This window comes from Actinomadura violacea (genome assembly GCF_017573465.1).
In the GTDB taxonomy this organism is placed as follows: domain Bacteria; phylum Actinomycetota; class Actinomycetes; order Streptosporangiales; family Streptosporangiaceae; genus Spirillospora; species Spirillospora violacea.
This window is the reverse complement of the sequence record NZ_JAGEPF010000005.1, coordinates 179,321-199,461: the sequence shown is the minus strand read 5'-3', so window position 1 is coordinate 199,461 and position 20,141 is coordinate 179,321. Positions and strand designations below refer to the sequence as shown.

The 20,141-nt window shown below is 73.2% G+C and carries 20 protein-coding genes; 11 read left to right on the top strand and 9 right to left on the bottom strand.

Annotated elements, in window-relative coordinates; all coding sequences use genetic code 11:
• The first annotated feature begins 141 nt into the window (after window positions 1-141).
• From J4709_RS08685 to J4709_RS08665, 5 genes are read left to right on the top strand one after another with little or no spacing between them, the layout of a single operon-like run.
• Window positions 142-1,818 carry a sensor histidine kinase gene (locus tag J4709_RS08685; protein ID WP_208238914.1) on the top strand — a complete coding sequence of 559 codons (1,677 nt, stop codon included), beginning with the start codon at window positions 142-144 and terminating at the stop codon, window positions 1,816-1,818.
• A 40-nt stretch (window positions 1,819-1,858) separates the two neighbouring features.
• Window positions 1,859-2,284, top strand: coding sequence for a roadblock/LC7 domain-containing protein (locus J4709_RS08680; RefSeq protein WP_307801112.1), 426 nt, complete (start codon window positions 1,859-1,861; stop codon window positions 2,282-2,284).
• Complete coding sequence (locus J4709_RS08675; protein ID WP_208238911.1) at window positions 2,281-2,646, top strand: DUF742 domain-containing protein; 366 nt, start codon at window positions 2,281-2,283, stop codon at window positions 2,644-2,646. The genes J4709_RS08680 and J4709_RS08675 overlap by 4 nt, the downstream gene beginning before the upstream one ends.
• Window positions 2,627-3,241, top strand: coding sequence for a GTP-binding protein (locus tag J4709_RS08670; RefSeq protein WP_208238909.1), 615 nt, complete (start codon window positions 2,627-2,629; stop codon window positions 3,239-3,241). The genes J4709_RS08675 and J4709_RS08670 overlap by 20 nt, the downstream gene beginning before the upstream one ends.
• 27 nt (window positions 3,242-3,268) lie before the next feature.
• A complete protein-coding gene (locus J4709_RS08665) occupies window positions 3,269-3,847 on the top strand; it encodes a GAF domain-containing protein (RefSeq protein WP_307801084.1) in 579 nt (192 codons plus the stop codon).
• 16 nt (window positions 3,848-3,863) lie between these two features.
• Here J4709_RS08665 and J4709_RS08660 read toward each other — a convergent pair whose 3' ends face one another.
• Together J4709_RS08660 and J4709_RS08655 are read right to left on the bottom strand one after the other, a co-directional pair.
• Complete coding sequence (locus tag J4709_RS08660; protein WP_208238907.1) at window positions 3,864-5,384, bottom strand: acyl-CoA dehydrogenase family protein; 1,521 nt, start codon at window positions 5,382-5,384, stop codon at window positions 3,864-3,866.
• Window positions 5,385-5,726: 342 nt separating this feature from the next.
• The gene (locus J4709_RS08655) at window positions 5,727-7,301 is read right to left on the bottom strand and encodes a phosphodiester glycosidase family protein (protein WP_208238905.1); all 1,575 of its coding nucleotides are present in this window, start codon (window positions 7,299-7,301) and stop codon (window positions 5,727-5,729) included.
• A 103-nt stretch (window positions 7,302-7,404) separates the two neighbouring features.
• On the opposite strand from J4709_RS08655, the gene J4709_RS08650 reads away from it, so the two are divergent.
• Window positions 7,405-7,839: an acyl-CoA thioesterase gene (locus J4709_RS08650; RefSeq protein ID WP_208238896.1), complete on the top strand. Its 435-nt coding sequence runs from the start codon at window positions 7,405-7,407 to the stop codon at window positions 7,837-7,839.
• A 14-nt stretch (window positions 7,840-7,853) separates the two neighbouring features.
• Here the strand turns inward: J4709_RS08650 and J4709_RS08645 are convergent, their stop codons facing one another.
• Entirely contained in the window at window positions 7,854-8,654 is an 801-nt protein-coding gene (locus J4709_RS08645) for a family 1 encapsulin nanocompartment shell protein (protein ID WP_208238894.1), read from the bottom strand.
• Window positions 8,651-9,697, bottom strand: coding sequence for a Dyp-type peroxidase (locus tag J4709_RS08640; RefSeq protein ID WP_208238892.1), 1,047 nt, complete (start codon window positions 9,695-9,697; stop codon window positions 8,651-8,653). The genes J4709_RS08645 and J4709_RS08640 overlap by 4 nt, the downstream gene beginning before the upstream one ends.
• 261 nt (window positions 9,698-9,958) lie before the next feature.
• Here J4709_RS08640 and J4709_RS08635 point away from each other — a divergent pair, with 261 nt between their 5' ends.
• Together J4709_RS08635 and J4709_RS08630 are read left to right on the top strand one after the other, a co-directional pair.
• Window positions 9,959-10,168 (top strand): hypervirulence associated TUDOR domain-containing protein, encoded by a 210-nt coding sequence (locus J4709_RS08635; RefSeq protein ID WP_208238890.1) that lies wholly within the window; start codon window positions 9,959-9,961, stop codon window positions 10,166-10,168.
• Between the two features lie 22 nt (window positions 10,169-10,190).
• Window positions 10,191-10,823, top strand: coding sequence for a DUF1345 domain-containing protein (locus J4709_RS08630; protein ID WP_208238888.1), 633 nt, complete (start codon window positions 10,191-10,193; stop codon window positions 10,821-10,823).
• Between the two features lie 64 nt (window positions 10,824-10,887).
• Here J4709_RS08630 and J4709_RS53060 read toward each other — a convergent pair whose 3' ends face one another.
• From J4709_RS53060 to J4709_RS08615, 4 genes are all read right to left on the bottom strand, one after another.
• Window positions 10,888-11,355: a hypothetical protein gene (locus J4709_RS53060; protein ID WP_232383178.1), complete on the bottom strand. Its 468-nt coding sequence runs from the start codon at window positions 11,353-11,355 to the stop codon at window positions 10,888-10,890.
• Window positions 11,352-13,769, bottom strand: coding sequence for a molybdopterin oxidoreductase family protein (locus tag J4709_RS08625; protein ID WP_232383177.1), 2,418 nt, complete (start codon window positions 13,767-13,769; stop codon window positions 11,352-11,354). Before J4709_RS08625 ends, J4709_RS53060 begins: the two co-directional genes overlap by 4 nt.
• Window positions 13,759-14,862, bottom strand: coding sequence for a tellurite resistance/C4-dicarboxylate transporter family protein (locus J4709_RS08620; protein ID WP_208238885.1), 1,104 nt, complete (start codon window positions 14,860-14,862; stop codon window positions 13,759-13,761). The genes J4709_RS08625 and J4709_RS08620 overlap by 11 nt, the downstream gene beginning before the upstream one ends.
• A 177-nt stretch (window positions 14,863-15,039) precedes the next feature.
• Window positions 15,040-15,321, bottom strand: coding sequence for a hypothetical protein (locus J4709_RS08615; RefSeq protein WP_208238883.1), 282 nt, complete (start codon window positions 15,319-15,321; stop codon window positions 15,040-15,042).
• 214 nt (window positions 15,322-15,535) lie between these two features.
• On the opposite strand from J4709_RS08615, the gene J4709_RS08610 reads away from it, so the two are divergent.
• Window positions 15,536-16,741 carry a sensor histidine kinase gene (locus tag J4709_RS08610; RefSeq protein ID WP_208238881.1) on the top strand — a complete coding sequence of 402 codons (1,206 nt, stop codon included), beginning with the start codon at window positions 15,536-15,538 and terminating at the stop codon, window positions 16,739-16,741.
• An 84-nt stretch (window positions 16,742-16,825) separates the two neighbouring features.
• On the opposite strand, the gene J4709_RS08605 is transcribed toward J4709_RS08610, so the two are convergent.
• The gene (locus J4709_RS08605; RefSeq protein ID WP_208238879.1) at window positions 16,826-17,191 is read right to left on the bottom strand and encodes a hypothetical protein; all 366 of its coding nucleotides are present in this window, start codon (window positions 17,189-17,191) and stop codon (window positions 16,826-16,828) included.
• Window positions 17,192-17,655: 464 nt separating this feature from the next.
• Between J4709_RS08605 and J4709_RS08600 the strand changes: the two genes are divergently transcribed.
• Complete coding sequence (locus J4709_RS08600; protein WP_208238877.1) at window positions 17,656-18,618, top strand: SRPBCC family protein; 963 nt, start codon at window positions 17,656-17,658, stop codon at window positions 18,616-18,618.
• 169 nt (window positions 18,619-18,787) lie between these two features.
• On the top strand, window positions 18,788-20,080 hold the full coding sequence (locus tag J4709_RS08595; protein WP_208238876.1) for a putative sodium/potassium/calcium exchanger: 1,293 nt from the start codon (window positions 18,788-18,790) through the stop codon (window positions 20,078-20,080).
• Window positions 20,081-20,141 lie beyond the last annotated feature (61 nt).

The following is a 20,141-nucleotide window of genomic DNA, read 5'->3' as shown; positions in this document are numbered from 1 at the left end:
AAATCGCGCCTGGATCCCTGGAATCTCGGCATTCCGCGCGTCCTCGGTGAGGCGTTGTGTCAGCCTAGATACGGCTGTAGGCATACGAGTCCGTATTGCTCAGTTTATTGATCTTCACTGTCCGACGCACCGAGGACGCCGATGCCTGACTTCTTCGAACCCGCCGCCGGGGCCGATCGCCGGGACGTCCAGCGCTACGACAGGGCCCCGGCCTACGGCAGGCACCGCCAGACCGGCATGCGCGTCGTCCACCTGTCCATCTCCGTGCTCCCCGCCGCCGTCGTCGGCGTCCTGGGACTGGTCGCCGTCGCGGTGCTCTACGGCGACCGCGCCCTGCCCCGGTCGACCCGCATCGTGCTGGTCGTCGCCGCGCTCGGCGCCGTGGCCGTCCTGCTGGTCGCCGCCTGGGCGGCCGACGCGGCGACCCGCCGCGTCGAACGCCAGCGGGCCCGGTTCGCCGCCCGCGACCAGGAGGCCGTGCGCCGCCGGCTCGGCGAGCTCGCCTTCCTGGCCGCGCGCGGCCGGCGGGAACTGCGCGAGATGGCCGAGCGCCTCAACGCCGGCGAACCGGTCGCGCGCTGGAGCGAGGACGCCGCGCCCGCCGACCAGGCCGACCCCGCCGCGCAGCTCGCGTGCGAGCTGCGGCGGGCGCAGGGCGAGGCGTGGAACGCCGTGCTCGATGCCGCGACCCGTCGGCCGGCGGGCGGCGACCGGCGGGTCGGCGTCTTCGTCAGCCTCGCCCGGCGGATGCAGTCGCTGTCGCACCGGGCCATCCAGGGCCTGGACGGGCTGGAGAACCAGGTCGAGGACCCCGACCTGCTCAAGGGCCTGTTCAAGGTCGACCACCTCGCCACCCGCACCCGTCGGCAGGCCGAGAGCCTCGCCGTGATCGGCGGCGCCGCGTCCCGCCGCCAGTGGACCCGGCCGGTGACCGTGTACGAGATGCTGCGCTCGGCCATCGCCGAGGTGGAGCACTACAAGCGGGTCAAGGTGGTGCCGCCCGCCGAGGGCAGCGTGCACGGCAGCGCGGTCGCCGACATCGTCCACCTGCTCGCCGAGCTCATCGAGAACGCCACCAGGTACTCGCCGCCGCAGACGCAGGTGCTCGTCCGCGTCGAGGGCGTCGCCGCCGGCCTCGCCATCGAGGTCGAGGACCGCGGCCTCGGCGTCCCGCGCGAGGAGCAGCGGCGGCTGAACGAGCTGCTCGCCGACCACGAGCGCGGCCACACCGAGGAACTGCTGAGCGAGGGGCGCATCGGGCTGCACGTCGTCTCCGCGCTGGCCCGCCGGCACAAGGTCCGCGTGCAGCTCCAGACCAACGTCTACGGCGGGACGCAGGCCGTCGTCGTGGTCCCGGCGGAGCTGACGGGCGAGGCGGAGGACGCCGTCGAGTCCCCGGCACCCGCCCCGCAGGCACCCGTCCCGCAGGCACCCGTCCCATCGGCGCCGCCGCCCGGCCCGCGGCACGCCGCGTCCGAGCGGCCGGACCTTGCCCGCGACCCCCAGGACGTCCCCGTGTTCGCACAGGGGTCCTCCGCGCCCGCGGCGCCCCACCGGCCCGCGGCGCCCAGCTGGGAGACCGGCCCGCAGCCCGCGGTGCCCGGCCCCGCCGTCCCCCTGCCGGACGGCGAGCGCCCGCAACTGCCGCGGCGCCGGGCGCAGCAGCACCTGTCGCCCGAACTGGCCGCCGCCCCCGCGCGCCGGGAGCCCGACCAGGAGGCCGAGCACAATCCGGGATTGATGGCGGCATTCCAGAAGGGCATGCGCAGCGCACTGGAGAACGACGGCGCCGCCGACGGCCTGGACACCGGGAAATGACGGGCCACCAGGAAATGACGAGGAGTTCCCATTGAACGCCGTGCCCCCGAACGAGTCCCAGGACCTCGCCTGGCTTTTGCAGGGACTGGGCGACGAGGTCCCCGCGATACGCGGCAGCGTGCTGCTGTCCGCCGACGGAATGCTGAAGGCGGCGCACGGATTCGACCGCACCAGCGCCGAGCAGATGGCGGCGCTCGCCTCCAGCCTTTTCTCCATCACCCGGAGCGCCGGCACCAGGTTCGACGGGAGCAACGAGGTGCGGCAGGTCGTCGCCGAGCTCCGGTCGAGCCAGCTGTTCATCTCCTGGGCCGGCTTCAACTCCGTCCTCGCGGTGATGGCGAGCGCGGACGCCGACCCGGCCGTCGTCGGCTTCGAGATGGCCCGGCTGATCCGCGCGGTCCGGCCGTTCCTGCACACCGCGGCACGGCCGGCGGCCGCGGCGGGCGACCGCGCGCCCTCGCCATGACGGCCGGTGACGAGGAGGTCTGGGTCGACGCCGCCGCCGGGCCGCTGGTGCGCCCGTACACGGTGACCGCCGGCCGCACCCGCCCCGCCGTCCGGCTCGACCTGCTGTCGCTGGTGGTGGCGACGGGCCGGCGGCCCCGGGAGATGGCCCCCGAGCACGCCGAGGCGCTCGCCTGCTGCCGCGCGCCGACGTCGGTCGCCGAGGTCGCCGCGCACCTGCGGCTGCCCGTGACCATCACCAAGGTCCTCCTCGCCGACCTGCTGGAGTGCCGCGCCATGACCACGGGGGCGCGGCGCACCGCCGCCGACCCCACCGACAGAGCCCTCCTGGAGAAGCTGCTCGATGGCCTTCAACGAGCCTGACGCGCCGCCGCAGTCCCCGCCCTCCACGCCGCCGCCGTCGCCGACGCAGGTCAAGATCCTCATCGCCGGCGGGTTCGGCGTCGGGAAGACGACCTTCGTCGGCGCCGTCAGCGAGATCGAGCCGCTGAGCACCGAGGAGCTCATCACCGCGGCCAGCGTCGGCGCCGACGACCTCGGCGGGATCGAGGGCAAGTCCACCACCACCGTGGCGCTCGACTTCGGCCGGATCACGATCGAGCAGCACGGCATCGTGCTGTACCTGTTCGGCACCCCCGGCCAGCAGCGCTTCTGGTTCATGTGGGACGAGCTGTCCGCGGGCGCGCTCGGCGCCATCGTGCTCGCCGACACCCGCCGCCTGGAGGACTGCTTCGACGCCGTCGACTTCTTCGAGAACCGCGGGACCCGCTTCCTCGTCGCGGTCAACGAGTTCGACGGCGCGTTCCGCTACGCCCCCGACGAGGTCCGCGGCGCCCTCGGGCTCGGCCCGCGGGTGCCGATCGTGCTGTGCGACGCGCGGCACGGCGGCTCCGCGACGTCGGTGCTGCGGGCGCTGATCCGCCATCTGCTCGTCGCCGTCCCGTCCGCCTCCGTCTGACGCAAGTCCCGCCTCCCAGGAGCCCCCGTGATCCAAGACCCGCTGTACGAGCCGTCCGGCCACCTGCTGACGCCCGTCGACCCGGACGTGCCCGAGCGCGCCGTGCGGCTGCGGGAACTGCGGCTCGGGGGACCGGACGCCGAGTTCGACGCGTTCGCCCGCGACCTCGCCGAGGCCGCGCGGCACCTCGCCGGCACCGACCTGCCCCCGTTCGCGATGGTCAACTTCGTCACCGACCGCCAGTACCTCGGCGGCCTGTACGCGCCGCAGGCGCCGGGCGCCGACCCGGCCGACGCGGTCGAGCTGGGCCGGGAGGTGCCGCTCGACCACGGCTACTGCCCGCACGTCGTCGTGCGCCGCAAGGCGCTGGTCCTGGACGACGTGTGCGACTACCCGCGCTTCGCCGGGAACCCGGTCGTCGACAAGCTCGGCATCCGCACCTACGTCGGCGCGCCCCTCATCGACCGGACGGGGACGGTGCTCGGCACGATCTGCGTCATCGACCGCGAGCCGCGCCCCTGGGGCCACGCCGGGCTGGACCTCATCAAGGCGCGGGCGGCGGACCTGATGCAGGTGATCCGCCGGCGCGAGGAACGGCAGGGCTGACGGGGCGCCGCCGCGGTCACGGGTGCCGCGGCAGGCCCGGCCACGCGCCGGGCGCCACCGGGATCGAGTGCGACGCCGGCGCGTCGGCCGGGGGAGCGGCGCCGTCGTCGATGCCGAGCGCCCCGGTGGACAGCAGCCGGAACTCGCCGGCGCCGCGGGCGATGTCGGCCTTGAGGAACTCGATCGCCGCGCGGGCCCGCCGCGGGTCGGCGCCGGTCTCCGCGGCCCACCGCATGACCTGGCCGATCGCGAAGGCGTAGCCGATCACGCGGCCGGCGAGGACGCGGTGCTCCTGGCGCAGGTCGCGGTCCAGGAAGCCGAGGTCGAGGCGGTGCGCGGCGACCGCGGCCGAGGTGAGCGGCCAGCCGGCGAGGAACCGGCTGAGCGGCCGCCCGGCCGTCCGGGACAGGCAGTGCTCGGCGAGCTGCTGGCTGAGCAGGTCGTTGGTGCCGTCGAAGACGGTGTAGACGCGGGCGTCGAGGAACGCCTGGCCGGAGATGTTGGTCGGCGACCCGCAGCGGTAGCCCTCGCCGCCGGCGAGCTGCTGGTAATGGTGCGCGGAACTGAGCATCCGCTCGGTGGCGACCGTCTTGATCGCCTGGACGGCGGGAAAAGCGCCGATCATGCTCTCCTTCATGTCCAGGTCGTTCTGCAGGTAATGGTTGAGCGCCGCGCAGACGGTGTACGACGCGTCGATCGCGGCCAGCCTGTACCGGACGAACCGGATATCCGAGAGCGGGCCCGGGCCGATCTTGCGGTGATCGGCGTAGGCGTGCGCCTCGCGGCTGATACGGCGCAGGAATCCGCAGCCCATCGCCGCCATCATCGCCCGCGACGCCATGAGCATTTCCACCATCGGCCGCAGATTCCTGCCCTCCGCGGGGATGCGCCGGTGCCGCGGGACGACCGCGTCGATCTCGTTGAGCCCGTAGTCGATCGCCTTCAGGCCGAGTGGTTCGTAGGGCTGGACGGTGCGGAATCCCTCGCTGCGCTTGACGATGAAATAGCCGTAACTGCGGCCGTCCTCGTCGTTCTTCGCGCTGACCAGCCACCAGTGCGCGCTGATGCTGAACGCCTGCCAGTGCTTGCGGCCGCGGATCCGGTAACCGCCCTCGACCTCCTCGAACGTGGTGCGCATGCCGGACATCGCCGAGCCGCAGCCGGGTTCGGTGGAGGCGAATCCGCAGATCGCCGGGTCGCCGCCGGCGTACAGCGGCAGCACTTCCTGTTTGGCCTCCTCGCGGGCCCACAGCACAATGGGGCGCAGGGCCACCGCCGTGATGACCGTGACGTACATGCCGACCGGCAGGTTCCATTCGGAGACGGTCTCGACGGCGCGGCACATCTCGACGTGGTCGTCGCGTCCGCCGTACTCCTTGGGCAGTGTCGGCAGCAGCACCCCGGCCCGCGTGAGCAGGGTCCAGTCGTCGGCGGGCAGGTTCTGCTGCGGATAGGTCGCGGTGTCGAATCGGCGGGCGGCCGCCTCGATGCCGGCGATGAACGCGTTCGTCGACAGAGACAGAAGATCATTCATCATGGCGTCGGCCCTCATTGGTCGATCTGCGGATGCTGGAAGTCGTCCTCCGGCGGTCAGGTGCATGCGGCCGCCCTGTTTTCGCGCGTTGCGGCGGACCATTATTCGCCGCTCGATTCGCCCTCCTCCACGCGGTCCACGTCATCGTTAATCGAGTGGCCACGGGACGCAAGGAACATGAGGGTTACCGCATGTGGCCATGCAAACCCCGGCGGCCGGAACCGGCCTTCCGTGAACGGGCCGCCGGGAAACGGAAAGGCCGCCGTGCCGCCCGGGAAAGCGGCGGCCCCTCCGCCGCCCGGTCAGGGGCGGCGGAGGGGCCGGTTCCGGCAGGCGAACGGGCGGTCAGCGGCGGCCGGGCAGCAGCAGGATCCCGTCCCCGACACTGCGCTCGCCCGTGCCGTCGGACGGGCGGTTGACGAGCGCGCCGCCCGCCGTCGCCATCGTGGTGGATCCGCCGCCGTCGAAGTTCATGGCCTCCACCGCGCCGAGCGACCGCATGACCTTCGCGGCCTCCTCGATGGACAGGCCCTCGGCGTAGCCGGGCGCGCGGCCGTCCGCCGCGACCATCAGCAGCCGCCCGCGCCGGTCGACGCCGACCATGGTGCGCGGGTTACGGCGCAGCACCCAGTTGTAGTAGAACGACTGGTCGTCGCCGGTGTGGACGAGGCCGTCGGCGTAGGCGTCGACCCAGGCGCGGCCGTCGCGGACGAGCTGCGGGCCCGCACCGAGGATCGACGTCCGGGCGTCGAGGCGGACGGGGCGCCCGTGGTCGAGCACCTGCTCGGAGATCGCGAGCCTCGTGCCGGGGCGGGCGTGGCCGCGCAGCCAGTCGACGGCCGTCCCGATCGCCTGGACGGTGCGGCCTCCGGCCGGGATGGCGGTGCCGCGCGTCGGCCGCAGCTCCGTCACGCGCCCGGACGCGTCCAGCACGGCCTCGGCGCCGTCGCCGGCCGGGCTCGACGCCCCGTAGACGGGGGTGAAGGCGACCAGCTCGTCGGGGTCGGTGCAGGTCACGTCGTGCTGCGGGCGTTCGGTCGGCTGGTCGCCACCGACGCCGCCGCAGTTGTCGACCAGCCCGGGCAGCCGGTTGACGCCGTCGAGCTCGCGGCCGGCACGGTCCTGCGCCCGGACGCGCAGCACGGTGCTGAGCTGCGCGAACCGCGCGCCGCGACCGTTCTGCGGCAGGATCAGCGCGGTGCGTCCGTCGTTCGCCTCGCTGGTCAGCTCGCCGTTCAGCACGTGCAGGCCCGCCGAGCCGCCCTTGCCGCCGGCGGTGAAGTAGGTGCCGTTGACGCCGGCGACGGCGCCGCTGGAGCGCACCAGGTCCGACACCTTGTCCGTGGCGGTCAGCGTGCCGCCGACGGAGGACACCACGCGGCCGCCGAACCGGCGCGGGTCGACGGTGATCACGTGCAGGCGCCACGGGCCGGTCGCCGCCGTCCCGTCCTGCGCCGTGTAGGACGTGCCCGCCGAGAACCCGGCGGCGTTGAGGGCCGGGAGGTCCTTCTTGGCGTCGGCCTCCGTCGCGTACCGGCCGATCCGGACGACGTAACCGACCCGGCCCGCGCGCACGTCCGCGAAGCGCGGGCCGTCCACGGCTTCGACGCGCGGCTGGAAGCCGGCGGCCTCCAGCCGGCGCGCGGCGTCCTCGGCGGTCGCCTTCGGCGCGATCACCGCGGAGGGGTTGCCGGGCACGGCCAGCCGGACGTGCAGCGTCCAGACGTCGGCGGCCGACTTCTCGCCGCGGACGATCGTGGTGAGGGTGACGCCCGGCGCGAAGGGGCGCGTGTCGCGCTGCTCGTGCAGCGAGGAGGGACCGAGGGGGAGGGCGGCGCTGCGGGCGGAGGCCGCGGCCGGGGCGGCGAGCGCGGTCACGGCCGCCGCGCAGAGCGCCGCGGCGAGCAGGGGGCGTGTCATGCCGTCATGATCGACGCGGCCGGTGACGTGGGAGTGGACGCGAGATGATCATTGGCGCGCCCTAGGATCTCAAGCCCCAGCACCGACCACCGAGGGAGCGCATGTGTCGGCCGAGCCGCTGCACGCCGTGAGTTTCCGCCTGTCCTACGGCGACTGCGATCCCGCGGGGATCGTCTACTACGCCAACTACCAGCGGTGGATGGAGCGGACGCACACCGAATGGTGGTACCTGCGGGGCCTGCGGTTCGACGAGCTGCCCGCGCGGCTCGGGGTCGCGGTGGTGACGCGCGCCTCCACCGCCGAGTACGAGCGGACCATCACCCTGTTCGACGTCGTGGAGTGCCGGCTGTTCGCCGAGCGGCTCGGACGCACCTCGTTCGCGGTGCGCGGCGACTTCGTCACCGAGGACGGCGACCGCGCCTGCACCGCCGCCCTCACCCTCGTCTGCGTGGACGCCGCCGACCCGCGCCGGACGGTGCCGGTCCCCGAGCCGATGCGCCTGGCCTTGGGCGCCGGGAACGCCGCGCTGAGCGGCTGAACCGGCGGCGCGGGCTACGCGGTCAGCGGGACGCTGGACTCGGACGTGACCGCCAGGAAGGTGAGCGTCTCCTGGAGGTACAGCCGGACGTGCTCGGCGTCGTGCGACAGGTACCCGATCGAGAGGTCCTGCCCGAGGTGCAGCTCGTAGTCGCCGCCGCGGGTGGACAGCAGCAGCGCCCCGTCGAGCGCCGGCGCCCAGATGATCTCGCCGTCGCCCAGCAGCCGCGCGAGGTGGTGGCGGACGGGGTAGCCGTGGTCGGTGGTCTCCGAGACGGCCGTGTAGGCGTCCGCCGACAGCAGCAGGCTGTACGGCCCGCCGACGCCGGCCAGCCGCAGCGCGCTCAGCGCCTTCGCGACCGCGTCGGGCACCTCCCGCGCGTCGGCCGGCAGCGGCAGCGCCGGGTTGGAGCTGCCGGGCGCGATGCCGGTGATCCCGGCCGGGTCCGAGCCGTGGAAGACGGCATGGTCCTCGGCGAACGCGATCTTCTTCGCGGCGTCCTTCGCGGGCTGCCAGTCCGGGTCGAGCGCGCCGCGCTCGACGTCGTCCACGTCCTGCCTGGCGACCTCGAAGGGGACCCGCAGCTCGATGACCGGCTGGGACCGCCGCCGGTGGACCAGCACCCCCTCGGCGGGCGGGGCCAGCGGCTCGACGTGCCCGGTGCCGACCGCGGACAGCGCCGGCCCCGCGGGGCCGACGAGGTCCACCACGCGGCGGCCCGCGAGGTGGCGGGTGAAGGTGCGGCGCACCTCGGCCTCGAGGTCGGTCCAGGCCGCGTCCGACATCGGGGCGAGTTCGCGGTGCAGGTTGTTCATGATGTGCCGTTCCTTCTCAGGCTGCCGATGCCGAGCGAGCCGTCCGCGGCCGGGCCCCCGCCCGGCTCCGGCTCCGGCTCCGCGGCGGTCGTGGCGGACGCGAGGGCGAGGCGGGGCGACGGGTCGTCGAGGAAGTCGGCGGTCGGCACGAAGAACAGGCCGCCGGTGACCGCCGTCGAGAAGTCCAGGATGCGGTCGTGGTTGCCCGGCGGGTCGCCGATGAACATGTTCTCGAGCATCTTCTCGATGACGTCGACGCGGCCGACGTAGCCGATGAAGTAGGTGCCGAACTCGTCGGCGCCGATCGAACCGAACGGCATGTTGTCCCGCACGATCTGGTGCTGGGTCCCGTCCGGGTCGACGATCGTGTTGAGCGCGACGTGCGAGTTCGACGGCTTCGCCGCGTCGGGCAGCTCGATGTCGCTGAGCTTCTCGCGGCCCATCGCCAGCTCCTGAGCCTCGACCGGCAGCGCGTTCCAGCCGCGCATGTCGTGGACGTACTTCTGCACGACGACGTAGCTACCGCCGGTGAAGGCGGGGTCGTCGTCGCCGATGGTCACGGCGACGACGCCGTCCGGTCCGGACGGGCTCTCGGTGCCGTCGACGAAGCCGAGCAGGTCCCGCTCGTCGAAGTACCGGAAGCCGTGCACCTCGTCGGCGACGTCGGCGTGCCCGGCGAGCCGGGACATGAGCCGGCGCGCCAGCTCGAAGCACAGGTCGGGGCGGCGGGCCCGCAGGTGGAACAGCAGGTCGCCGGGCGTCGACACCGCGGTGTGCGCGGCGCCGGTCAGCGTCCGGAACGGGTGCAGGCCGGCCGGGCGCGGCGGGCCGTAGAGCCGGTCCCACAGGTGCGCGCCGATGCCGGTCACGCAGCTGAGGCCGTCCTCGGGGGAGCGGAAGCCCACGGCGCGCGTCAGCCCGGCGATGTCGGGCAGCAGCCCGCGCACCGTGTCCTCGCCGCCCGGGCGGACCGTCACGACCAGGAAGATCGCGGCCGTCGCGGGCGGCGCCAGCACGTCCTGCGGCTGTCCCTGCTGCGGCATCGCGTCCCCCCGCCGTTCCCGCCCCCGGGTGCCGCGCACCCGATCATCGTCAGCGCCGGTCTACCCCCGGCCCTGAGCCGGTGAAACCGGTCCGGGGGCTGGACGGGGGCAGTTTTGTCCGTGGCGACAGCGGCCCTTGGTGCGGCCGACACGGACGGCGCGCCAGGTGAGGGCCGCGGGTCCGTGGGTATCCTCCTCCGGTCGATCAGCGCCGCGGGACGAGGGGTGCCGGCGGGACGAGACGCGGGAGGGCACGGGGGCATGGCCGAGCAGTTCTCCGTCGGGGACCACGTCAGGTGGAACTCCGAGGCCGGGTACGTCGAGGGCGTCATCATCAGGAAGCACACGCACGACGTGGAGTACAAGGGCCACATGCGCCGGTGCAGCGAGGACGACCCCCAGTACGAGATCAAGAGCGACAAGACCGACCACGTGGCCATGCACAAGGGCCCGGCTCTGACGAAGCTGTAGGCGCTCGGGGAGGGACGCGCCGATGCCGGTGCCGCCGCCGTCCATACCCGCCCAGCGTGCGGTCTCCGTCGCCGCCGGGGCCGTGGTCTGCGTGCTGGTGTGCGTCCTCGCGAACGTCCCGGTGGGGCTGCTGTCGGGGATCGCGGCGGCGACCGCCGTGTTCGTCCTGACCGGGGTCGTCGCGGTCTGGCCGATGACGGCCGGGGACACCCGGCGGCACGCGCGCCGCGAGGGCTTCCGCCCGCTGGTCGCCGAGTCGGTCATCGTGACAGCGGCGGCCGGGAGCCTGGTCGGCGTCGCGGTGCTGCTCGCCGTGGGGAGCTCCGGCACCCGGAGCGCGGCCGCGGCGGTCGGCCTGTTCAGCGTCTTCATGAGCTGGGGGATGCTGCACCTGATGTACGCCGTCCGCTACGCGCACCTCTACTACGGCGAGCCCGCCGGCGGGATCGACTTCAACAGCGAGGAGCAGCCGTCGTACCGGGACTTCCTCTACTTCAGCTACAACCTCGGGATGACGTACCAGGTGTCGGACACCGACGTGTCGAGCACGGCGATCCGCGCCGTGGTGCTGCGCCACACGCTGCTGTCGTACCTCTACGGGACGGTCATCCTCGCCGCGACCATCAACCTCGTCGCGGGCATCATCGCGAGCTGACCCCGCATCACGAGCTGACACCGCATCTCGAGCTGACACCGCATCACGAGCTGACACCGGCGGGTCACGGCGCGACCAGGAGGGTCTGCGGGGCGGCGGCCTTCATCCGCATCCGCAGCCAGGCGAGCTGCGCGCCGATCCGCGGTCCGGACGCCCCGGCGACGCCGATCAGCTCGCGGTCGCGCGCGCCGGCCGCCGCCTGCCCGACCAGCGTCCAGGTGATCTCGACCAGGCCGGCGAGCTGGTAGAGGTCCTGGAGGTCGCGCAGCAGCCCGACGGGACCGGGCCGGACGGCCGTGAGCCCGCGCGGGTGCAGCCGGTCCGGCTCGGCCTGCCGGCGGCCGGCGTACCGCTCGGCGATCGGGTCGAGCGCGTCGGCGTTCCGGGTGCTCTGCGCGGCGAAGCCGGTGCAGGTGTAGCGCACGTCGGGCTCGTCGGTGTGCCCGCCGGCGACCCGCAGGTGCGAGGCGGCCAGCGTCCGCTCCGCGGCCGCCAGCATCGTGAGGTAGGTGGGCAGATGCATCGCGGTCACCGCCGGTTCGTGGTGGACGTGCCGTGGACGGGCGCGGACGCGGTGGTCGTGGGCGCCGGCGCCGGGCCGTCGCCCGCCCGGACGCGCACCACCGACACCGCCGCGACCTTGAACTCCGGCTGCTTGGAGATCGGGTCCCAGGCGTTGATGGTCAGCTCGTTCGCGGCGGTGTCGGCCGTGTCCCGGCCGGCCGCGTCTCGGTCGGTGGGGTCCTCGTCGCCGGGGTTGCCGTAGTGCCAGGGCGCGAACACCGTCCCCTCGCGGATGCGGGAGATCCGCGCCGGTGCCTCGATGCTGCCGCGGCGGGACGTCACCCGGACGATGTCGCCCTCGGCGACGCCGATGCGGTCCGCGTCCGGCTCGGAGATCTCCACCCACATCGACGGCGCCGCCTCCTGTAGCTGCGGGGCCCGCCGCGTCTTGGTGCGGGTGTGCCAGTGGTAGACGGTGCGGCCGGTCGTGAACCGCAGCGGGTACTCCTCGTCGGGCAGCTCGTAGGCCGGTTCGTAGGGCGCGGTCTTGAGGACGGCCCGCCCGTCGGGACGGCTCGCGCGGAACTCGGTCTCCGACACCGTGGCGCCGGTGGCGAGGTGGTGCCCGAACGTCTCGCAGTCGTCGTAGGCGGTGGGGAAGCGCCCGTCGGTGTAGAGCCGTTCGGTGCCGTCGGGCGCGCCGGTGTTGCACGGCCACTGCATGCCGCCGCGGTCGTGCAGCATCCCGTAGGTGAGCCCGGTGTAGTCCACCGGACGGCCTGCGGTGCAGCGCTTCCAGGCCTCGAACGCCTCCTCCGGGGTGTTCCACGCCGGCAGCGGCGCCCCGTCCTTGTCGGTCAGGCCGAGGCGGCGGGCGTAGTCCAGCCAGATCACCAGGTCGCTGCGGGCCTGGCCGGGCGGCTCGACGGCCTTCTCGAACAGGTGCACCGTCCGGTCCACGTTGGTGGCGGTGCCGGTCTTCTCCGCCCACAGCGCCGCGGGCAGCACCACGTCGGCCAGCTCCGTCGTCTCGGTGCGGTAGCCGTCGGAGACCACCACGAAGCACTGGTCGCCGGACAGGATGCGGCGGATCCGGCCGGTGTCGGGCATCGACACCATCGGGTTCGTCCCGGCGATCCACAGGAAGCCGATGGAGCCCTGCTCGGCGTAGCGGAACATGGCGTTCGCGTGGGTCGGCGGCGACCAGTGCGGGATGACGATCGGGTCGACGTTCCACAGCTCGGCCAGCTCGCGCACGTGCTCGGGGTTGTCCCAGTTGCGGAAGCCCGGCAGCGCGGGACCGCAGCCGGCCTCCCGGTTGTTCTCCGCCGACGGCTGGCCGTTCATCTGCAGAATCCCCGCGCCGGGGCGCCCCAGCATCCCGCGCAGCAGGTGCAGGTTGTTCACCTGGCAGGACGCCGCCGTGGCCTGGTGCGACTGGTAGAAGCCCATCGAGACCGTCGACACCACCCGCTCGCCGGTGCCGAAGATCTCCGCGGCGCGGACGATGTCGGCGGCCGGCACGCCGCAGATCTCCGCCGCCCACTCCGGCGTCGCGTCCCGGGTCAGCTCCTCCAGACCCGCGTAGCCGATGGTGTGCGCCCCGACGTAGCCGGCGTCGACGTGCCCGCGGGCGATCAGCTCGTGGACCAGCGCGTTCATCAGCGCGAGGTTGGTGCCGTTGCGGATCGGCAGGTGCACCGTCGCGCGCTCGGCGACCTTGGTGCGGCGCGGGTCGACGCACACCAGCCGCGGCGGGTTCGGGCCGTCCAGCCGGTCCAGCACGCGGGCCCACAGCACCGTCTGCGTCTCGGCGACGTTGTGCCCGAACAGGAAGACGGTGTCGCAGTGGTCGATGTCGGTGTAGGAGCCGGGCTGCCCGTCGCAGCCGAAGCTCTCTCCGAACGCCGTCGCCGCGGTCGCCGTGCACAGCCGGGTGTTGCCGTCCATGTGCGGGGTGCCGATCCCGCCCTTCCCGATGGCCGCGAGCGTGTAGTACTCCTCGGTCATCAGCTGCCCGGACGTGAAGAACCCGTGCGACAGCGGCCCCTTGGCGTCCAGCAGCGCCCGGGACCGCTCCACCACCCGCGCCATCGCGGTGTCCCAGTCGGTCTCCACCAGCCGGCCGCCCTCGCGGACCATCGGCGCGGTCAGCCGCTCGTGCTGCTCGCCCTGCCACCCGTACAGCCCCTTCGGGCCGAGCCGCCCGTGGTTGACGCGGTCCTCCGCGCGGCCCCGCACGCCGACGATCCGGCCGCCGGCGACCGCGATCTCCAGCCCGCAGCCGTTCGAGCAGAGCAGGCAGGCGCTGCGGACCCACCGCTCGACGTCGTCCTCGCCGATCCCGCCGGAGAGGAACCCGTCCACCCGGTCCGGCCAGGGGGCGCCGGCCCCGTGGGGCGTGCGCGCACCCCAGATGTCGGCCACGCGGTCACTGTCCATCGTCCGCCTTCCTCTCCTCGTCCCGCGGCGGGCCGCCGCGGTCCACCGGTCCCCGCGCCCCGTCCGGCGGCGCCGGGGGAGGGCGGAGCAGCGCCGCGCCCATGGCGATGGCCACCGACAGCCAGGCCGCGAAACCGGCCCACACCTCGACGCGCGCTATGTCGACCATGAACCCCAGGCCCCGCGCCCGGCCGTAGCTCGCGGTCGCCGCCGCGTACATGCCGAGGGGGAAGACCATGCTCCACAGCGTGGGCTCGTAGCTCACCGGCGCGCCGCGCACCAGGTGCCGCCACACCGCGAAGAACAGCAGCAGCGGGATCCACCAGGTGCCGAACGCCCACAGCAGGAACGCGAGCCCGGACACCACCTGGCCGGTCGACGCGAGCACCGGCAGCCCCGCCGGCAGCGCCAGGATCTTCGCGGCGGCGAGGACGGTGATGGCGGTCGCGCCCATGTAGACCCAGTACGTCGGGCTCAGCGCGTGCGGCGTGACGGGCTCGTCCAGCAGGCGGGCGGTGACCAGCCCGGCCAGCATCAGGTACAGGACGACCCCGATGCCCCATAACGCCACGGCCAGCGGCGCGAGCGAACCCGCCCACCCGTGCTTCGCCCCGGCCACCGTCGCCGCGGAGACGGCGAGCGACTGGGTCCCCACCACCCACATGAACCAGCTCCCGTTGATCCCGGGCGTGACGGGGTCGTCGCGGTGGCCGACGATCAGCACACCGGGGATGCCGTAGGTGAGCACCAGCCAGATCGGGACGCTGACCAGCGCCAGCACCGCGCTCGTCAGCACGTGGTGGTCGAGCGCCAGCCGCACGCCCACCACGTTCGGCGCGGCCACCAGCGAGAAGTAGCCGAACCCCTTGCCCGGGTTCCGGGCGTCGGCGAGCAGGCGCCGCGGGTAGGCGACCGCCCGCCACACGTACGCCGCCGCCAGCACGACCAGCGCGGCCGCCGCGACGCCGAGCAGCGCGTCCGACAGCGCGTCCGAGCCGAACAGCTCCAGGCCGGTCGAGACGATCCCGGTCGCCATGACCAGCGCGGCGTACCCGGGGTGCAGGTCGGCGACCTGGCGTCGGACGCGGTTCATCGCGGGCGGCTCACCGGCGCCGGTCCGCCCCCGGGCCGCCCGCGTCCCGCGGCCGCCCCGCGCCGAACCGGAGCGCCTGGAACGCGGTGCCGAGCTCGGCGACGGTCCGGGCGTCGGCGCCGCGCGCGCCAAGGGTGCTTGTCGCCGCCGACAAGGGCGGGGCGGCCGGCCCGCCCATCAGGTCTCGAACCGGACACAGGTCCCGTACGCGATGTACTGCGTCTCGGTGTGGATGCGCATGACGTCGGTCGTGGTGAAGTCGGTGCGGCCCAGCACGTTCGGGACGGCGAGGAGGCACACCCCGAGGACCGCGTCGGGCCGCAGGTCGGCGCTCGCGCGTTCGAGGTTGGTGAAGGCGGACTCGGGGCTCGAGCCGGGCTGGCCGGCCCTGATCCCCAGCGTGGTGACCCCCTCCTGGTCGTCGGGGATGCGGTCCGTCGTGTACATCGGTGTGCTCACCGGGGAGTGATTCCCCCGTGGAGCCGATGCCCTCACAGCGGCCATTCATGGCTCGGGAAACTTCGTGCCCCGCGGACACGCCGGGATTCCGGGCGGTATCCGCGCGCCCGTCCGCCGGTGATCTGCCGAGACCTGGTGCCGGTTTATGGTTTCTTGGGATATTTCAATTGCGCCATATGTGCTGTTCCGTCGCATATCCGGGTACGTTCGCGGGATGGTGGAGCTGGATCTGGCCACGGTGTTCGACGCGGAGCCGGTCGCGTGCGCGGTGATCTCGCCCGACCTGGAGTTCGTCGCGGTGAACCGGGCCTACGAACGGCTGGCCGGGCCGCGGGAGCGGCTCCTCGGCCACCGCGTCTTCGACGTCCTCCCGGGCGGCGCGGACGGGCAGAACGCCGCCCACTGGCGGACGGCCCTGGAGTGGGTGCTGGCCGAAGGGCAGCCCTACGTCATGCCGTGGGGACGCTACGACGCGCAGGTGCCAGGCCGTCCCGGCGTCTACGAGAAGCGGTACTGGAGCACGGTGAACGCCCCGCTGCTCGACACCGACGGCCGGGTGTCGCTGATCATCCACCGGATCGAGGACGTCACCGCGTTCATCGAGCAGCTCCGCGCGGAGCAGCCGTACGGCGCCGACGTGCCCGTCGACCTGCTGAAGGTGGAGGTCGAGCTGTACGTCCGCACGCGGGAGCTGCAGAGCGTCAACCACCGGCTGCGGCAGGTCCAGCGGGAGGAGCGGGAGACCGCCGCCGAGCTGCGCGAGACGGTGCGCCGCCAGCGGCAGGAGGTCGCCGACGCCACCCATGACCTGCGCAACCCGCTCACCGGGCTGCAGACCCGCCTGGAGGCGGCGCTCGCCGAACCGGACGTCGACTCGCGGCAGGTCCTGCACGCCGCCCTGCAGGACGCCGAACGCCTCAGCGACATCGTCTCCGACCTGCTCGAACTGGCCCGCCTCGACGCCGGCGCACCCGTCACGACCGAGGCGTTGGACCTGTGCGAGCTGGCGCGCGACATCCTGGCCGGGCACAGCTGCGCGCTCACGCTCGACACCAGCTTCGAGCCGCCGGCCGTGGTGGCCGGCTCCCGCTCGCGCCTGCTGCGGCTCCTCGGCAACCTGCTCGCCAACGCCGAGCGGCACGCGCGCACGCGGATCGAGGTGTCGGTGGCCTGCGACCACGGCGACGCCGTCCTGCAGATCGCCGACGACGGGCCCGGCATCCCCGAGGACGAGCGGCAGGCGGTCTTCCGGCGCTTCTACCGGAGAGCGGACGCCCGGCGCGCCGACCCGAACGGCACCGGCCTCGGGCTGGCGATCGCCCGCCAGACGGCCAGGGCCCACCAGGGCACCCTGCAGATCGCCGACCGGACCACCGGCACCTGCATGGTCCTGCGCATTCCCCTGCAGCCGGCCGCCTAGCCCGACCCGTCCACCGGGGGCACCCGGGAAAAACGTGCATGCGGTGAGCCGGGCGCCCGGCTCACCGCATGCGACGGCGCGGGCCTAGCAGTGGTGCACGCGGCCCTTGATGATCCTGATGTAGCGGCCGGCGACCCATTCCGGCGTGCTGATGCCCAGCCGGTACCAGGTGCGGTCACCGTGGACCGACTGGCCCCGCGCCCAGCACTTGATGTCGACGATCTGCCTCGGGTGGAGGTGGCCCAGGACTCGGGAGCGGGTGGTCGGCCTGGCCCGGATCGCGAGCCTGTGGTGGGAGGTCACCAGTCCCTTGGCGTAGGCGTTGACGGCCGGCAGCACCACCGGCACGCCGGCGGGGCCCGCGTCCGCGAACGCGGCCGGCACGGCGAGGGTGCCGGTGCCCATGACGCCCGCCATGACGGCAATGGCCGCCTTGTAGTGCGTTTTCAAGGATATTCTCCTATGTGAATCGGAATCGCCCCCACGGCCGGAGGGTCGGCCGCGGGAGTCCCGACGGATTTCGCCTCCCGCTTTTTAACCGTTTCAATCGGTCGCGACGCGCCACCGGGGCGGTGCTGCGGCGAGCGGCGCCATTCCCGCGACGAACGGCCACCGCGCCCCGGGCCCGAACCGCGGGGCCGGGACGCGGCACGCTCGGCCGTCCGGTGGCGGTATCGAGATCGCGCCAAGCCTGCCGGCGCCGACTCTGGACCTTTTGTCCGGTGATGTCGCGTAGATCGTAATTTCCGCAGGTCAATGCGTATCTGTACGTTAAGTCGCGTTCTACGGGCTATGTTCGCAAGCAGGTGCATTGACGCACGGTGGCGCGGCCGATGGACGCTGCGCATGTTCCCGTCCGCCGGACGAGTCCGGCACCAACACGACCGGCATCAAGACGAGACGAAGTGGTGACGATGGCTGGAACCAGCCCTCCCGACACTGACCGGAAGCAGGAGTCCGCCCACGGCCCGTCCGACGCTCTCCCCATCGACCAGCTCAAACAGGCCGGGCAGGAGTTCGTCCAGGCGCTGATGGTCCGGGCCCTCCACACCGCCAGCGGAACGGTGAAGAACATGACCGGGCGGCTGACCGACGCGGTCGGAGACGGCTCCGGCGACGGCGGCGGAGACGGAAACGGAAACGGCGGCGGCACCGCCGCGAAGATGGCCGCCACGGGCGCCAAGACCCTGGGCGAGGGCAAGTCCCCGCTCAAGGCGGGCCTCAAAGCGGGCATGACGGGCGCCAAGGAGACCGCCAAGAAGGCCGTCGGATCCGGCGACGGCGGCGGTGGCGGCGGCAGCGACGAGGCCAAGGCCACCAACATCGTCGAGAAGTTCGACGTCGGCCTGCCGAGACGCGTCGCCTACGACCAGTGGACCCAGTTCGCCGACTTCCCGAGCATGACCAGCAAGGTCGAGAGCGTCGAGCAGGAGTCCGACGAGCAGCTCAACTGGCGGGCCAAGATCTTCTTCTCCCACCGCACCTGGAAGTCCACGATCGTCGAGCAGGTGCCCGACGAGCGCATCGTCTGGAAGTCCGAGGGTCCGAAGGGGTACGTCGACGGCTCGATCACCTTCCACGAGCTCGCCCCCACCCTGACCCGGATCCTCCTGGTCGCCGAGTACCACCCGGACGGCTTCGTCGAGAAGACCGCGAACCTGTGGCGCGCCCAGGGGCGCCGGCTCCGCCTCGACTTCAAGCACATCGAGCGCCACATGATGACGCGCACGATGCTGGAGCAGGACGACACCGAGGGCTGGCGCGGCGAGATCCGCGATGGCGAGGTCGTCCGGACGCACGAGGACGCGATCGAGCAGGAGAAGAAGGAGCAGGAGAACAAGGAGCAGGAGCAGAAGGAAGGGCGCGGCGAGGACTGATCCGCCCGTCCCCGATCCCCGGCTTGGAGGAGCCATGGCCGACAACGCTGCGGGCACGAGCCCCGACCGCGACCGGAGCGAGTCCGGCGAGGTCCCGGAGAAGACCGGGCGGATCGTCCCGCACGACGAGAAGAGCCCCTCCGCCGAAGGACCGGACGTCTACCTCAATGTGCCCGAGGTCAAGGTCGACGAGATCTCCCTGGAGGTCAACGACCTCGAGGCGCACGTCTCGCTGGTCGCCGAGGTGCTCGACCTGCTCAAGCTGAACGTGGGCGCAGACGTGGGCCTCGGCCGGGTCAAGCTGGAGATCAAAGGCGTCGGCGCGCAGGCGATGCTCCAGGTCCGGCTCGACAACGTGGCCCGGATCGTCGACCGGGTCCTGACCACCCTCGACCGGAACCCGCAGATCCTCGAGCATCTCGGCCGCGGCGTGGAGGCCGCCGTGACCGACATCGGCAGCGGGACCGGCGAGGCGGTCGGCGAGGTCGGCAAGGGCGCCAGGGGCGCCGTCGAGGACGTCGGGAAGGGCACGGGCCGCGCGGTCGAGGACGTCGGTGAAGGCGCGGGTGGTGCCGTGAAGGACGTCGGCGAGGGCGCCGGTGGTGCCGTCAAGGACGTCGGGAAGGGCACGGGCCGCGCGGTCGAGGACGTCGGTGAAGGCGCGGGTGGTGCCGTGAAGGACGTCGGTGAAGGCGCCGGCGGCGCGGTGAAGGACGTCGGTGAAGGCACCGGCGGCGCTGCCAAGGAGGTCGGCAAGGGCGCGGGCGGTGCCGTGAAGGACGTCGGCGAGGGCACCGGCGGCGCAGCGAAGGAAGTCGGGAAGGGCACGGGCGGCGCCGTCGACAAGGTCGGCGAAGGCACCGGCGAAGCCGCGGGCAGCGTCGGCGAAGGCGCGGGCAAGGCCGCCGAGAGCACGGGCAAGGGCGCGGGCAAGGCCGCCGAAGGCGCAGGCAAGGGCGCCGGCGCGGCGGCAGAGAACGCAGGCAAGGGCGCAGGCCAGGCCGCTTCGGCCGTGGGTGACGGGGCCGGCGCCGCCACCAAGAATGCAGGCGAGGGCGCGGGCGAAGCCGCCGGTGCGGTAGCTCGGACCGCAGGCGACGGCTCAGGCCAGGCCGCCGAAGCCGCGGGCAAGGGCGAAGACGCCGCCGCTGAGGATACGGGTGACGGGGCCGACGCAGACACCAAGAAAGCGGACGAAGGTGCAGGTCAGAAAGCTGAGGGGGATGCGGGGGAGGACACAGAGGAGACCGGCGAGGGGAACGGAGAGGAAGCCCCTGAGGCGTCCCGTGAGGAGGACGGGGAGGATGCGCCGTCCGGCTCCGGCTCCAGCGACGAGGGGAATGGCGAGGAGCCCGAACCCGAGCGCAAGGACGAGGGCGGTGACCTGCAGGGGGCGCTGCAGGAGGCCGAGGACTCCGTCCGCGAACTCGGCCGCGCTCTGCTCCGGATGGTCACCCGGTAGCCGCGGCCGCCCGGTGCCGGAGTAGCGAAACGGGACGACGGGCACCGGCGCCCGGCCGTAC

Bases quoted from the DNA above. Each gene is read 5' to 3' on its own strand.
- J4709_RS08645 (WP_208238894.1), bottom strand. From the start codon at position 8,654: ATGAACAACCTGCACCGCGAACTCGCCCCGATGTCGGACGCGGCCTGG.
- J4709_RS08600 (WP_208238877.1), top strand. From the start codon at position 17,656: ATGGCTGGAACCAGCCCTCCCGACACTGACCGGAAGCAGGAGTCCGCC.
- J4709_RS08635 (WP_208238890.1), top strand. From the start codon at position 9,959: ATGGCCGAGCAGTTCTCCGTCGGGGACCACGTCAGGTGGAACTCCGAG.
- J4709_RS08610 (WP_208238881.1), top strand. From the start codon at position 15,536: ATGGTGGAGCTGGATCTGGCCACGGTGTTCGACGCGGAGCCGGTCGCG.
- J4709_RS08625 (WP_232383177.1), bottom strand. From the start codon at position 13,769: ATGGACAGTGACCGCGTGGCCGACATCTGGGGTGCGCGCACGCCCCAC.
- J4709_RS08670 (WP_208238909.1), top strand. From the start codon at position 2,627: ATGGCCTTCAACGAGCCTGACGCGCCGCCGCAGTCCCCGCCCTCCACG.
- J4709_RS08620 (WP_208238885.1), bottom strand. From the start codon at position 14,862: ATGAACCGCGTCCGACGCCAGGTCGCCGACCTGCACCCCGGGTACGCC.
- J4709_RS08660 (WP_208238907.1), bottom strand. From the start codon at position 5,384: ATGATGAATGATCTTCTGTCTCTGTCGACGAACGCGTTCATCGCCGGC.
- J4709_RS08640 (WP_208238892.1), bottom strand. From the start codon at position 9,697: ATGCCGCAGCAGGGACAGCCGCAGGACGTGCTGGCGCCGCCCGCGACG.
- J4709_RS08655 (WP_208238905.1), bottom strand. From the start codon at position 7,301: ATGACACGCCCCCTGCTCGCCGCGGCGCTCTGCGCGGCGGCCGTGACC.
- J4709_RS08685 (WP_208238914.1), top strand. From the start codon at position 142: ATGCCTGACTTCTTCGAACCCGCCGCCGGGGCCGATCGCCGGGACGTC.
- J4709_RS08630 (WP_208238888.1), top strand. From the start codon at position 10,191: ATGCCGGTGCCGCCGCCGTCCATACCCGCCCAGCGTGCGGTCTCCGTC.
- J4709_RS08675 (WP_208238911.1), top strand. From the start codon at position 2,281: ATGACGGCCGGTGACGAGGAGGTCTGGGTCGACGCCGCCGCCGGGCCG.